The 13,003-nt window shown below is 59.1% G+C and carries 14 protein-coding genes; 11 read left to right on the forward strand and 3 right to left on the reverse strand.

What is annotated here, in order from left to right; translation table 11 throughout:
- Window positions 1-2: 2 nt before the first annotated feature.
- Window positions 3-365 (reverse strand): FliM/FliN family flagellar motor switch protein, encoded by a 363-nt coding sequence (locus DHV10_RS02115; RefSeq protein ID WP_109484663.1) that lies wholly within the window; start codon window positions 363-365, stop codon window positions 3-5.
- Window positions 366-549: 184 nt separating this feature from the next.
- Here DHV10_RS02115 and pdxS point away from each other — a divergent pair, with 184 nt between their 5' ends.
- From pdxS to DHV10_RS02130, 3 genes are all read left to right on the forward strand, one after another.
- A complete protein-coding gene (gene pdxS / locus DHV10_RS02120) occupies window positions 550-1,503 on the forward strand; it encodes a pyridoxal 5'-phosphate synthase lyase subunit PdxS (RefSeq protein WP_109484664.1) in 954 nt (317 codons plus the stop codon).
- A 111-nt stretch (window positions 1,504-1,614) separates the two neighbouring features.
- Window positions 1,615-2,229: a pyridoxal 5'-phosphate synthase glutaminase subunit PdxT gene (gene pdxT / locus DHV10_RS02125; protein WP_109484665.1), complete on the forward strand. Its 615-nt coding sequence runs from the start codon at window positions 1,615-1,617 to the stop codon at window positions 2,227-2,229.
- Window positions 2,230-2,313: 84 nt separating this feature from the next.
- Window positions 2,314-3,078, forward strand: a complete 765-nt coding sequence (locus DHV10_RS02130; RefSeq protein WP_109484666.1) for a cytochrome c oxidase subunit 3 — start codon at window positions 2,314-2,316, stop codon at window positions 3,076-3,078.
- Between the two features lie 9 nt (window positions 3,079-3,087).
- On the opposite strand, the gene DHV10_RS02135 is transcribed toward DHV10_RS02130, so the two are convergent.
- Together DHV10_RS02135 and DHV10_RS02140 are read right to left on the reverse strand one after the other, a co-directional pair.
- Window positions 3,088-4,119 (reverse strand): metallophosphoesterase family protein, encoded by a 1,032-nt coding sequence (locus DHV10_RS02135; protein WP_109484667.1) that lies wholly within the window; start codon window positions 4,117-4,119, stop codon window positions 3,088-3,090.
- A gap of 32 nt (window positions 4,120-4,151) precedes the next feature.
- Window positions 4,152-4,433 carry a hypothetical protein gene (locus DHV10_RS02140; RefSeq protein ID WP_162601130.1) on the reverse strand — a complete coding sequence of 94 codons (282 nt, stop codon included), beginning with the start codon at window positions 4,431-4,433 and terminating at the stop codon, window positions 4,152-4,154.
- A 382-nt stretch (window positions 4,434-4,815) separates the two neighbouring features.
- On the opposite strand from DHV10_RS02140, the gene DHV10_RS02145 reads away from it, so the two are divergent.
- The 8 genes from DHV10_RS02145 (at window position 4,816) to nuoH (ending at window position 12,852) form a co-directional block, all read left to right on the forward strand.
- Window positions 4,816-5,217 (forward strand): NADH-quinone oxidoreductase subunit A, encoded by a 402-nt coding sequence (locus DHV10_RS02145; protein WP_109484669.1) that lies wholly within the window; start codon window positions 4,816-4,818, stop codon window positions 5,215-5,217.
- On the forward strand, window positions 5,218-5,724 hold the full coding sequence (locus tag DHV10_RS02150; protein WP_109484670.1) for an NADH-quinone oxidoreductase subunit C: 507 nt from the start codon (window positions 5,218-5,220) through the stop codon (window positions 5,722-5,724).
- Window positions 5,721-6,941: an NADH dehydrogenase (quinone) subunit D gene (gene nuoD / locus DHV10_RS02155; RefSeq protein ID WP_109484671.1), complete on the forward strand. Its 1,221-nt coding sequence runs from the start codon at window positions 5,721-5,723 to the stop codon at window positions 6,939-6,941. The genes DHV10_RS02150 and nuoD overlap by 4 nt, the downstream gene beginning before the upstream one ends.
- Window positions 6,942-7,141: 200 nt before the next feature.
- A complete protein-coding gene (locus tag DHV10_RS02160; protein ID WP_109484672.1) occupies window positions 7,142-7,471 on the forward strand; it encodes a transcriptional regulator in 330 nt (109 codons plus the stop codon).
- Window positions 7,468-7,980, forward strand: a complete 513-nt coding sequence (locus DHV10_RS02165; protein WP_109484673.1) for an NADH-quinone oxidoreductase subunit NuoE family protein — start codon at window positions 7,468-7,470, stop codon at window positions 7,978-7,980. Before DHV10_RS02160 ends, DHV10_RS02165 begins: the two co-directional genes overlap by 4 nt.
- Window positions 7,973-9,289 carry an NADH-quinone oxidoreductase subunit NuoF gene (nuoF, locus tag DHV10_RS02170; protein WP_109484674.1) on the forward strand — a complete coding sequence of 439 codons (1,317 nt, stop codon included), beginning with the start codon at window positions 7,973-7,975 and terminating at the stop codon, window positions 9,287-9,289. Before DHV10_RS02165 ends, nuoF begins: the two co-directional genes overlap by 8 nt.
- 151 nt (window positions 9,290-9,440) lie before the next feature.
- Entirely contained in the window at window positions 9,441-11,777 is a 2,337-nt protein-coding gene (locus tag DHV10_RS02175) for a molybdopterin-dependent oxidoreductase (protein ID WP_109484675.1), read from the forward strand.
- A gap of 25 nt (window positions 11,778-11,802) precedes the next feature.
- On the forward strand, window positions 11,803-12,852 hold the full coding sequence (gene nuoH / locus DHV10_RS02180; protein WP_420818731.1) for an NADH-quinone oxidoreductase subunit NuoH: 1,050 nt from the start codon (window positions 11,803-11,805) through the stop codon (window positions 12,850-12,852).
- The last annotated feature ends 151 nt before the right edge of the window (window positions 12,853-13,003 follow it).

A 13,003-nucleotide genomic window follows, 5' to 3' on the forward strand; every position in this document is an offset into this window, starting at 1 on the left:
CCTCAGGCCAACCTCGTAATCCTTACAGCCAGCCTTTGTTCGATCACTTCAATCTCTGACCAGGCGAGTTGCGTCCCGTGGGCCGCAAGCGGCATGTCCTCGCCCTCCATCCAGCGCGTCACAATCACCTGCCCCTGGCTCAACGCCAGCACATCGCGAACCCGAAATCGCTCGATCGGAACCGAAACGTCGACTTCAACCGGGATCCGACGGACTCCTGATCGCTCTTCAGTTGCGGCTTCTGGTAGTTCTGGAACAACCCCGGCAGGTGTCGCGGGCGAGGCAGTCAGCTCGGTTCGGGCATTCGACGAATTCACCTTCGCAATCTGCTGCTCCAGACCGCCGAGTTGGCCCTCTGTCCCCATTCGGAACAACTCTGTGCATGAGGGGCACCAGAAGGGGCTGAGTGATCTTGGAAAAAACTCATGATTTCCCGGACACGCCTCGTCCGCAGGCAGGTCCTTCCATCCATCACTTCGCTGCTACACTAGACCAAGAGAATGCCCGAGAGTTTGGTGAACGACGGCTGCCATTCGAGGTCAAAAGAAAATGCCACAACAGAATGAAAACAAGAGTCTTCCTGGAACCGGTCTCCGCCTGAAAGTGGGTCTCGCCGAGATGCTGAAAGGCGGCGTCATCATGGACGTCATGAGCGTCGAACAAGCCCTGATCGCTGAGGAAGCAGGTGCCGCCTCCGTCATGGCTCTTGAACGCGTCCCCGCAATGATCCGCGCCGAAGGCGGTGTGGCCCGCATGGCCAAGCCCAGCCTCATCAAGCAGATCATGACGGCGGTCAACATCCCTGTCATGGCCAAGGCTCGCATCGGGCACTTCGCTGAAGCTCAGATCCTGCAGGAGATCGGCGTCGATTTCATCGACGAGAGCGAAGTCCTTACGCCGGCCGACGAGACTCATCACATCGACAAACATGCCTTTACGACGCCCTTCGTCTGCGGTGCCCGCAACCTCGGTGAAGCGCTCCGCCGAATCGCCGAAGGCGCGGCCATGATCCGCACCAAGGGAGAAGCCGGCACGGGTGACGTGGTTCACGCAGTGCAGCACATGCGTCAGATCATCAAGGAGATGAGAGCCCTGACCGTACTCTCAGAACAGGAGCTCTATGCGGCCGCCAAGGAGCACCAGGCCCCGTACGAGCTCGTCCGCATGGTTGCTGCATCCGGCAAGCTTCCGGTCCCCAATTTCTCCGCGGGTGGCATCGCCACTCCTGCCGACGCTGCCCTCATGATGCAGCTCGGAGCCGAAGCCATCTTCGTCGGTTCCGGGATATTCATGAAGGAGCGCGCCACCCCTCTCGATGTCGAAAACGATCCGGCTGAGCGGGCTGAAGCAGTATCCCGCGCCAAGGCCATCGTGATCGCCACCACTCACTACAACGATCCCAAGATCCTTGCAGAAGTCAGCGAACAGGTGACCGGAACCATGAAGGGTCTCGCAGCAGCAGCCATCGAAGAATCGCAGCTCCTCCAGACGCGCGGCTGGTAGCGAATCGCTGGTCCCAGGGCCGGAGGCGCACCGCGTCTCCGGCTTTCGCGTTTCAGCCTCTTCCATTGCGTTAGCAATTTCTAAGAACTGTTCGAACCAAGGAGAGTCAGCTTGCACGTCGATCCGCCAAAGCCACATATCGGGGTGCTGGCTATCCAGGGAGACTATGCTGCCCACGCCAGGGCTCTTGCCGAATGCGGTGCAATCCCGGTCGAAGTTCGAAAGCGTGAAGAGCTACGGGGTTTGGATGGGCTGATCATCCCCGGCGGCGAATCGAGCACGATGCTGAAATTTCTTGAACGCCGCGACCTGTTCGACGATCTGAAACAGTTCTGCCAATCCAGTCCGGTCTTCGGTACTTGCGCCGGTGCAATCCTCCTCGCGCGTGAAGTCCGCAATCCTCCTCAGGCAAGCCTAGGTGTTCTCGACGCAGTCATCGAGCGCAACGCCTATGGAAGGCAGATCGACTCGTCAATCCTCTTCTCTGAGACGAAACTGCCGGGGGACAAGCTCGAAATGGTCTTCATCCGCGCACCACGGATCGTTGAAACCGGACCCAGCGTTGAAGTGCTCGCCCATCGCGACGGAAGACCCACCCTGGTGCGGCAAGGCAAGCTAATGGCCGCGACTTTCCATCCCGAACTCACCCCTGACGATCGCCGCGTGCACCAGTCTTTTGTTGATTTGGTCAACTCCGGCCTCCGCAAGAAAATGAAAGCGTCTTAGAGGATGAGAAAAAAGGCCATCCTGTTCCGAAGTGGCCGCGTCCAAGGACTAGTGGTATAGTCTGATCTCCACCAGAGGCTGTAGATGCCCGCGACCTTTACGCATTCCCCTGCGGAAACGGAACGGAAAGAGCCAGGAATTGGCGGAAAGCCACCCCTTGACCGGCGCCCGACGGGTGGCGGCGGAGGAGGAGGTGACGACGACAGGCAGCATGAGCGTCGTGGTCCGCGCGAGTTACTGCACAAGATCCGCTTCTCCGTCTTTTCAATCCTCGCCGCCGACATGATGTTTTTCGCGATCCTGGTCGCTCTATTTTTCGCGCGTCAGGCTGGCACCCACATGGACCCGCGCACCCACGAGCAGATTGGTGATTGGCATCCCGTTCTCCTGCCGCCCATTCTCTTCCTGAATACCGCAGTCCTTCTTCTGAGCAGCCTCACCATCGAAATAGCTCGTCGCAACATCTTCCGGGAGATCGATGTCCTCGAGGAGTGGCTGGGCCTCGGCCATCCCGCCTTGCAGCGCACTCTTCCCTGGATGGCAGGAACACTTGCTCTTGGCTTTCTCTTCTTAATCGGACAGTGGGTAGCCTGGCTCCAGCTGATTGCTCAGGGATTCGCATTCAACCACGCTTCAACTCCCGCGAGCTACTTCTTCTACATCATCACCGGATTGCATGCCGCGCACCTCATCGCAGGAGTCATCGCGCTCGCAATCATTCTCGCAATCGTCCGCAACTTCAAACGAGTCGAGCTTCGCCAGATCGCAGTAGATGCCACCGCGTGGTACTGGCACGCGATGGGACTCGCTTGGATAGTGCTCTTCGCAGTGCTGGTCATCGGTCAATAGCCGCTGACATCACGGGATATACACGCCAGTCTTGTTCGGTTCGGCCACGATCGTGAACTCGTCCTTTTTTTCCACCCCAAGCGTCTCAGCGTTCGGATCTGTGACCTTCCACATGACCGCGTGAATCTTGCCGCGTTCATAATCCATGGTTAGGTAGTGATAAACCGGAAACCCTGTATCTCTGTAAAGGTCTGCAGATCCTCTGAACAGGAGTGGATAGGGTTCGGCGCCCCCTCCGCCGGATGTCACGTACTCGACGCCATTTCGCTCAAACCTCTCATAATTGTGGATGTGACCGCTCAGCACGATCACCTTCGCGTGCATTTTGTGCAAGTGAATCTCCATCAAGTGGCGCAGCGTCAGCGCCTCTTTTGACGGCAGATTCGTAAACAGCTGTGACTGTTGATCGACAACCCACGGCGTGTGATAGAGGATGAAGAGAAATTCCACCTGCTTGGGCACATGATCGAGTTGCGCCGCAAACCACGTTGCCTGCGTACTTGTGCCGCCGGAAGGCGACGTCATATCCAGCGAAATTACCTCCACGCTTCCCATCAGAACCGAGTAATATCGGTGGCCCTTCAATCCCGGATAATTCTCGAGGTAATTCGCAATCCCTTTTTGCTCACCGCCCCTGACCTCGTGGTTCCCAATCGTAGGAAGAACCAGCGTATGTTCCGCCGTCCAGGACCTTGTCTCGTCGCGGTATACCTGCCAGTCACCCTTTGTTGCACCCGCGTAGGGCATATCACCAGTGACCATCAGGACCTCCGGCTTCTCTCGACCAATCTGCTCGGCCAGCCACTTCCTGACGCGCGGATTCGTCCCGATCTTCACCAACGGATTGGTGAAACGCATATCACCGTAACCCACCATGTGTATGGGCATTCCGGGCGCATATTTCGAAATCGTGAACGTGGGATTGATGTCGATCTTTTCAGCAGGTTGCGCGTGCGCCGCCGGAGCAACTGCAAGAGTGATCGCCAGGCACGCCGCGCTTTTCAGAAGTAAGGTGAGGCACTTCGGAAGCTGTTGAAACACAAGCTCAGACTACCAGAGCAAGCATGATCGTCTCATCGCGCCGGATTGACCCCTGACCTCTCCGCCCGCAGCACATACCCGCGCAGAAACGACATGATCCGCTCGCCAACCCCGGGAACCACTGGACAGGCCACGTAAATCTCCCGATTCAATCTCATCAAAATCTGAATCGCATCGACCCGCGGATCGGCCGCCCTCACTTCCTCTGCGTGCTCGACATACTCATCGCTCAGATACTCAATCGCGTGCCCCAGAATTTCCAGCGCCCGTCCCGCTTCCGGAGATATCCGCCGCGCTCTCATTTCCGCCGCCATTCGTCTGTTCCCGCCCGCCTCGATGCCAGCCTTTATCGGCGGTTCCCTCAGAAATTTCACCTTCATCCGTTCCGAGCCGCCATTCGGGTCAAGACCCTGTGATCTCACTCACAGATGCATGATTCGGCCACATCGTATACACATCCCAGTGAAGGAGTGACAGTTCTCACATCCGCGATTGTGTGTCCCACTACGCCCTATCATTTTTCGAACCATCCGGGAAGGGCTTCCGTGGCTCTAAATGTGAGATTGAGAGGGGCTTCCTCGTCTTGACGGGATCAGTTTTGGAACCTAAGCTCAAACCAGCGGCCTGTCGCAGTGGAGCCGATTCGGGACAGGTGCGAACGCCGCCATCTTCAAACGCGTCGCGAACAGGAAGACCATGATTCCCTACCACTGGCAATATTTGTCTCTTATGCTGCAAATTGTGTTTGCAGTGGGACTTGCAGCCGTCATGGTGCTTGCCTCATGGTTCATTGGCCGCCATCGCAACCTTCCCGTAAAGCTCGCCGCCTACGAGTGCGGTATTGAATCCGTCGGCGATGCTCGAGCGCGCTTCAGCGTTCGCTTCTATATGGTGGCGATGCTCTTCATCCTGTTCGATGTCGAAGCGGTGTTCATGATGCCCTGGGCCGTCATCTACCGCCAGCTCCCCCATATCACCGGCCAGCGCCTCTTCGGATTCTGGGAGATGATCGTCTACCTCGGCTTCATCGTCGTGGGCCTCTACTACATCATTCGTAAAGGCATCCTCAACTGGAGCATGGATAAGGCGGACCTCTAAATGGCAGAAGCCACCCAGGAAACCATTGCTGGCAAGCAGGCTGTACTCGAGAGAATGTCGGACCATGCTGCGGTGAAGGCACTCGTTGCCTGGAACGCCGACGCGATCATAGACGCTCTCTTCGATCGCGGAGAGCTCAGCCTTACCGTGCCCTCCGAAAACATCGTCGAAGCCGTGCAGGCAATCAAAGAAGCCGGCTACAACGCCTTTGAAGACATGACGGCCGTGGACTGGCTTCCCTCTGATCCGCGCTTCCAACTCACCTATCACATCCTTTCGCACGCGATGAAGCAGCGCGTTCGGATCAAGGCCTGGGTCTCTGAAGCCGACCCTGCGGTCGAATCCATCACTTCAGTTTTCCCCGGCGCCAACTTCTACGAGCGCGAAGTCTTCGATCTCTTCGGAATCCGCTTCGAAGGTCACCCCAACCTCCGCCGCATCATGATGCCGGAAGAGTGGGTCGGACATCCCCTTCGCAAGGACTACCCCGTGGAGGGCTACCGATGAGCGTCGACGTAGGTACGCCGATCCTTCAAGCCCCGCCCGCCGAAGGCTCCAAAGACCAGCACATGGTCCTTAATATGGGACCGCAGCACCCCTCCACGCACGGTGTGCTCCGCCTTGTACTCGAAATCGACGGCGAAATTGTGGTCCGCCTCTACCCCGAAGTCGGCTATCTCCACACCGGCATCGAGAAGACCTGCGAGTCGAAGTTCTACCAGCAGGTCGTCCCGCTGACCGATCGCGTCGACTACCTCGGCCCGCTGGCCAACAATCTCTGCTACTGCCTCGCCGTCGAGAAACTTCTCGGCCTGGAAATTCCCGAACGCGCAGTCTGGATCCGCGTTCTTCTTACCGAGCTGACGAGAATCAATTCGCACCTCATCTGGCTCGGCACGCATGCCATGGACATCGGCGCGCTCACAGTCTTCCTCTACACCTTCCGCGAACGCGAAGAAATCCTGCGCATCTTCGAAGCCGTCTCCGGCCAGCGGATGATGACCAGCTACTTCCGCATCGGCGGCCTCGCCATGGAGCCGCCCCTCGACCTCTTTGATCGCATTCAGCGGTTCATCAGGACTCTTCCCGAGAAAATTGACGAGTACTCGAACCTTCTCACCGGCAATCCCATCTTCCGGAATCGTCTCCTTGGCGTCGGCATCCTGACTCCCGAAGACGCAGTCGCTCTCGCCGTTACCGGACCCACGCTGCGCGGCTCCGGCGTCGATTTTGACCTTCGCCGCGACATGCCCTACGCCGGGTACGAGAAGTTTCAGTTCCGCGTGCCGATCTCGAATCGCTGCGACTGCTGGGGCCGTTACGAAGTCCGACTCGAAGAGATGCGCGAAAGCATCAAGATCATCCAGCAGGCCCTCGACGGCATGCCTGGCGGCCCCGTCAAGGCCGACGCACCAAAAATCATTCTCCCCGATCGCGAAAAGATGAAGACCCAGATGGAAGCACTCATCCATCACTTCAAAATCGTGACCGAGGGCTTCAACGTTCCCGCCGGCGAAGTCTTCCAGACTATTGAATCCGGCCATGGAACCATGGGTTACTACGTCGTCTCTGACGGCACAGCCAAACCGTATCGCGTGCACATGCGCTATCCGGGGTTCGCCTCATTGCAGGCGCTTGAAACCATGTGCCAGGGCCGCATGCTCGCCGACGTAGTCGCCGTCATCGGCTCCATCGACATCGTTCTCGGAGAAATCGACCGCTGAATTTCTTAAAGGGCACGAATGGAATCGTGCTAGGCGGCAGGCAAAACAATAAGCGTCAGGGCACGACTTTAGTCGTGCCGCACAACGCAAAAGAAGAACCAGGGCTTTAGCCCCTGCAACGAATCAAGTTTTGAAAGGGCACGACTTTAGTCGTGCCAAAGAGAGTCAAGAGAAACCGGGGCTTTAGCCCCTGAGGGAAGATGGGGCAGGCCAAAACCGAAACAACCTGCGAGCAACTGTACATCGAACTTTGGGTTTCACTCGCCTCCCTGCTTCGCAGTTACACCGCGGCGCACGGGCTCAATGGGGACAGGCAGGCAACAGTCGAACTAGGGGAAAATCACATCACGGTCCGCCACGGCAGCAACTGGCTTGACCTCAAACGCAACGGCGCGCACATCACCTGGTCGCGCGACAACGGACAAAGCGGAATAGTGGAACTCACAGAAGCCGGAAGACTCCGCAGCACAACCGGCGAGGAAGAAATGGATATGGCAGCAGAAGCATGGGCAAGGGAGATGATGCAATGACAGCCGAAACCATGAGCATCTTCTCGCCCAAAGTCGCGGCCCGCTTCGACGCGCTCGTCGAGAAATACCCCGTCCGCCGTTCCGCCCTCGTTCCCATGCTCCTCTACGCGCAGGACGAAATCGGCTACCTCTCCGACGCGGTGATCGCCGAAGTCGCCCAGCGCATCGGTATCACAGAGCTCGACGTCCGCAACGTTGCCACCTACTACTCCATGCTCCGCTTCAAGCCGGCCGGAAAATACAATGTGCAGGTCTGCACCAACATCAGCTGCATGCTCCGCGGAGCCTACGACGTCTTCGAGAAATTCCAGGAAGAGCTCGGCATCGGCCACAAAGGCGTCACCTCCGACGGCGTATTCTCCCTTGAAGAGGTCGAGTGCATCGGCGCCTGCTGCTGGGCCCCTGCCATCCAGGTCAACTACGACTTCCACGATGACCTCACTCCAGAGAGCGTCTCCGGCATTCTTGCCCAATACCGACAGAAATCCGAGGGCCAGAACAATGCCTAGGCTCGTCTCCCATCCCGACGAAGTAAAGGTCGTCTCCAAGCGCTTCGGCCAGGGCGCGGCCAACATTGACAAGTACATCGAGCTTGGCGGTTACGAAGCCATCCGCAAGTGTCTCGCCCAAGGCCCCGACTGGGTCATCGAAGAGATGAAGGCCTCCAACCTCCGCGGTCGCGGCGGCGCAGGATTCCCCACTGGCATGAAGTGGTCCTTCGTCCCCAAGCAGTCCGCCAAGCCCAAGTACGTCCTCATCAACGGCGACGAGAGCGAACCCGGCACCTGCAAAGACCACCTCATCTTCCTGCACGACCCGCACTCCGTCATCGAAGGCACCATCATCGCCGGCCTCGCCATCGGCTCCAAGATGGGCTTCATCTATCTGCGCGGCGAATACCGCTACCTCCTCGAGATCATGGAGAAAGCCGTAGCCGACGCCTACGCAAAAGGCTTTCTCGGCAAAAACATCTTCGGCACCGACACCGAATTTCAGATCATCACCCAGAGCGGCGCAGGTGCCTACGAAGTCGGCGAAGAATCCGCGCTCATGGAATCTCTCGAAGGCAAGCGTGGCGTCCCACGTATCAAGCCGCCCTTCCCCGCTGTCGTCGGCCTCTACGGCGGACCCACCGTCATCAACAACGCCGAGACCATCGCCACCGTCCCCCACGTCATCAACATGGGTGGCACAGCCTTCGCAGCCATCGGCTCGCCCCGCAACGGCGGCACGCGCCTCTTCGGCATCAGCGGACACATTGAGCGCCCCGGAGTGTATGAACTCCCCATGGGCTACAACCTCAAGAAGATGATCTACGACGTCGCTGGCGGCGTCCGTGGCGGCCGTACTCTCAAAGCCGTAGTCCCCGGCGGATCATCCACGCCTGTCCTCCTTCCGGAAGAAATCGAAAACCTCGGCATGGACTTCGATCAGGTCGGCAAAGCCGGCTCGATGCTTGGCTCCGGCGGAGTCGTCGTCATCGACGATCAGACCTGCATCGTCGAGTTCGCCCTCCGCACCATCAGCTTCTATCAGCACGAGAGCTGCGGCTGGTGCATTCCCTGTCGCGAAGGTACCGACTGGCTCAAGAAATCCCTCACGCGCTTCCACGCAGGTTTCGGAACAGCGAAGGACATCGACAACATTCGCTACCTCGCCGAAAACATGATGGGCCGCACCTTCTGCCCGCTCGGCGACGCAGCCGCAATGCCCACACTGGGCTTCGTCAAAAAGTTCCGCAAAGAATTCGAAGATCACCTCGACGGGAAGCCCTGCCCCTTCGCAAAGCACGGCGCCCCGGAGCTGACCATCGTGTAACGGGTTTTAGGAGTAACAAACTGTATCAGGGCACCACTTTAGTTGTGATATGCAGTAGGCACAACAGGAAGCGTCAGGGCACGACTTCAGTCGTGCCGAAAAAGTGCAAGACAAGAACCGGGGCTTTAGCCCCTGCGGCACCAAAGGACGAATGGCAGACGTTACATTCACAGTCGATGGAAAGAAACTGACCGCCCCCGCAGGGACGCTGCTCATTGAAGCATGCCGCAAAGCCGGCATTGAGATCCCCGCCTTCTGCTACTACCCCGGACTCAGCCTTCAGGCCGCATGCCGCATGTGCGTCGTCCGTCAGGAAAAGGTTCCCAAGCTTCAGACCGCCTGCACTACGACCGTAGCCGAAGGCCAGGTCTTCACCACCGACTCACCGGAAATCGCACAGGCCCGCAAAGCCACCATCGAACTCCTCCTTGGCAACCACCCGCTCGACTGCCCCGTCTGCGACGCCGGCGGTGAGTGCGAGTTGCAGGACATGACCTTCAAGTACGGCGCCGGCGAAAGCCTCATGGTCGATGCCAAGCGCCATCGCGAAGAACAGCAGTGGTCCCCAGCCGTCTTCTACGATCGCCCCCGTTGCATCCTGTGCTATCGCTGCACACGCGTCTGCGGAGAAGGCATGGACGTCTGGGCGCTCGGCGTACAGAACCGCGGCGTCACCTCCGTCATCTCGCCCGATGGCGGCGACCAGCTCGACTGCGAGCAGTGCGGCATGTGCATCGACATCTGCCCCGTCGGCGCTCTCACCAGCGGCAGCTACCGCTACAAGACCCGCCCCTGGGAGATGAATCACGTCTCCACCGTCTGCACCCACTGCGCCGACGGTTGCAAGGTCACGCTCGGCATCCGCCAGTCCACCAACGGTGCTGAAATCATCCGCGCCGACAATCGCGACAAGAGCGGCATCAACGGCGACTTCCTCTGCGCCAAAGGCCGCTTCGGCTTCGACTTCGTCGAAAACCCCGAACGTCTCACCGCTCCTCTGGTCCGCAACCATGAAGGCAAGCTCGAGCCAACCACCTGGGAACACGCCTTCCGCGTAGCCGGTGCAAAGCTCAAGGAAATCCGCGACACGCGCGGCGGCGCTGCCATCGGCGTCATCGGCTCCAATCGCACCACCAACGAAGAAAACTACCTCCTTCAGAAATTTGCGCGCACCGTCCTCCGCACCAGCAACATCGACCACGAGCGCACCACCGACTACGTCTCCTTCGCGCGCGCCATGGCAGGCCATCCCGGCAAGTCAGCCAGCCTACGCGACATCTCCGCCGCCCCGGCGATCCTCCTCATCGGCGGCGACCCCACAGCTGAGCATCCTCTTCTCGCCTGGACCATCCGCACCAACGTCCGCCTCAATCGCGCCCGCCTCTACGTCGCCAACGAGACCCAAATCAAGCTCGAGCGCCAGGCCAAAGCCGCACTCCGCCTTCCCGCCGGCGGCTACGCTTCGCTCACGAAATTCCTGAGCAGAACTGATTCGAAAATCAACGACCCAGCCTTTCGCGACGCGCTCCTCGCAGAAGAGAACCTCGTCGTCATCTTCGGCGCGGAGTTCCGCGGCTCCGGTGTCGACGAACTCGTAAATTGGGGCCTCAGCCGTCCCAATGTTCGCTTCGCCTACCTTGGCGACTACTCAAACTCCCGCGGCGCAGCCGACATGGGTCTCCTGCCCGATCGCCTCCCCGGCTACGTTCCCGTCAGCACACACGACGCATTCGCCGACGAATACCCCGGAATGCCGCACACCATCGGGCTGAACCAGCCGCAGATGCTCTCTTCCGCTGCGGGCGGCTCCTTGCAAGCACTCCTCATCATCGGAGCCAATCCCCTCGAGATCGACACCTTCGACCCGGCATCTCTCAAAGGCAAGTTTGTGGTGGTCACGGACATGTTCCTGACCCAGACGGCAGCCGTAGCCGACGTCGTCTTCCCTGCAGCCAGCCTCTACGAGAAAACCGGCACCGTGACCAACACATACGGCGACATTCAGCTTGTTCGCAAGGCCGCGGACACACCCGGCATCAAGCCCGACTTTGAAATTCTCGTCAAGCTCGCCGCCAGCATGGACACCAACGTCAAATCTCTTGTCCCCTTCGGGAAAACCGGCGTCAAAGTCGACCTCGGCCAGTCGCGCGGCGCGCAGATGGGCGAAGCTGATCGCCACGCCATCTGGCTCACCGCTCAGGGCCTCGAGCCCCGCGTCAGCCCCTTCGATCCGCTCGCCATCCTCGACGAAATCGAGCGCCTCGTTCCGTCCTACAAACTCGATCGCGTCAATCTCTTCGGCGGCAACGACATTCATACCGAGCCCGGCTTCGTTCCCGTTTCCGCACTCACTTCAAGCGGCCCTGACGTGGTCAGGCCCAGCCACAACGGTCTCTTCACCTCCGGCACGCTTGGCCGATACAGCAAAGGCATCGCAGATCTCCAGCGCCATCAGGCCGAAGTAAAACAAGAAGCAGTTGCAGGTTGAACTTTTTCCGAAAGGCTTTAGGAACGTGACGATTCTGCAGTTTTTCCTCTGGAGCTTGCTCAAGGTCATCGTAGTCACGGTCGTGCTCCTCATGGCCGTTGCCTACACCGTGCTCCTTGAGCGCAAGCTCGTCGGTCGCATCCAGAATCGCTGGGGACCCAGCCGCGTCGGCCCCTTCGGCCTCCTCCAGCCTCTCGTCGACGGCGCAAAATCCTTCCTCAAGGAAGACATCATTCCCACCGCCGTCTACCGTCCTCTTTATCTGCTCGCCCCGGTCATCGCGCTCAGCTGCGCACTCATCTCCATCGCCGTCGTCCCCTTCGGCGACCCCAGCATCACCGGCCCCGGCAACTTCCACGTCTTCCAGATCGCCGACGTCAACATCGGCCTCCTCGTCATCCTCGGCATCACCTCCATCGGCGTCTACGGAATCGCCCTCGCCGGATGGTCTTCTAACAACAAGTATTCGCTGCTCGGTTCCCTTCGTTCTTCCGCCCAGCTCGTCAGCTACGAGCTCGCCCTCGGTCTGTCCCTCGTCGGCGTTGTGATGCGCTCAGAATCTTTGAACCTCGACAAGATCGTCCAGACCCAAGCGACGCACGGCCTCCTCTCCTGGAACCTCTTCGGCGGATTCCAGTTCGTCGCATTCTTCATTTACCTCATGGCCGCCTTCGCCGAAACCAACCGCGCTCCTTTCGACCTGCCCGAAGCCGAAAGCGAACTGACCGCCGGCTACCACACGGAGTACAGCTCCATGAAGTTCGCCATGTTCTTCATGGCCGAATACGCCAACATGATCACCGTCGGCTGCGTTGCCACCCTGCTCTTCCTCGGCGGCTGGACCAGCCCGTTCGGCAACCTACTTCCGACGCCCAACAACATCGTCATCCGCTCCATCCTGCCGATGTTCTGGTTCGTTATCAAGGTTTTCAGTTTCCTGTGTCTCTACGTCTGGGTGCGCGGCACATTGCCCCGCTTCCGCTATGACCAGCTCATGAATTACGGGTGGCGTTGGCTCATGCCTCTCGCCATCCTCAACATCGTTGGTACCAGCCTCTGGCTCGCCTACCGCTAGTACCTGGGTGCCCCAGAGCCTGCCCTGAGCGAAGCCGAAGGGTCTCGTTCATGACACCTGGGAAAGATAAAGGTTGATCCGGAGCACTGTTCATCCATCACCGGGTTTGCCGCAACCGCTCAGTTAGAATCGGAAGGGTTTCATCACCTTC

It is taken from the genome of Occallatibacter savannae (assembly GCF_003131205.1).
In the GTDB taxonomy this organism is placed as follows: domain Bacteria; phylum Acidobacteriota; class Terriglobia; order Terriglobales; family Acidobacteriaceae; genus Telmatobacter; species Telmatobacter savannae.

Bases quoted from the DNA above. Each gene is read 5' to 3' on its own strand.
- DHV10_RS02115 (WP_109484663.1), bottom strand. From the start codon at position 365: ATGGGGACAGAGGGCCAACTCGGCGGTCTGGAGCAGCAGATTGCGAAG.
- pdxS (WP_109484664.1), top strand. From the start codon at position 550: ATGCCACAACAGAATGAAAACAAGAGTCTTCCTGGAACCGGTCTCCGC.
- DHV10_RS02130 (WP_109484666.1), top strand. From the start codon at position 2,314: ATGCCCGCGACCTTTACGCATTCCCCTGCGGAAACGGAACGGAAAGAG.
- DHV10_RS02140 (WP_162601130.1), bottom strand. From the start codon at position 4,433: ATGGCGGCGGAAATGAGAGCGCGGCGGATATCTCCGGAAGCGGGACGG.
- DHV10_RS02145 (WP_109484669.1), top strand. From the start codon at position 4,816: ATGATTCCCTACCACTGGCAATATTTGTCTCTTATGCTGCAAATTGTG.
- DHV10_RS02150 (WP_109484670.1), top strand. From the start codon at position 5,218: ATGGCAGAAGCCACCCAGGAAACCATTGCTGGCAAGCAGGCTGTACTC.
- nuoD (WP_109484671.1), top strand. From the start codon at position 5,721: ATGAGCGTCGACGTAGGTACGCCGATCCTTCAAGCCCCGCCCGCCGAA.
- DHV10_RS02160 (WP_109484672.1), top strand. From the start codon at position 7,142: ATGGGGCAGGCCAAAACCGAAACAACCTGCGAGCAACTGTACATCGAA.
- DHV10_RS02165 (WP_109484673.1), top strand. From the start codon at position 7,468: ATGACAGCCGAAACCATGAGCATCTTCTCGCCCAAAGTCGCGGCCCGC.
- nuoF (WP_109484674.1), top strand. From the start codon at position 7,973: ATGCCTAGGCTCGTCTCCCATCCCGACGAAGTAAAGGTCGTCTCCAAG.
- DHV10_RS02175 (WP_109484675.1), top strand. From the start codon at position 9,441: ATGGCAGACGTTACATTCACAGTCGATGGAAAGAAACTGACCGCCCCC.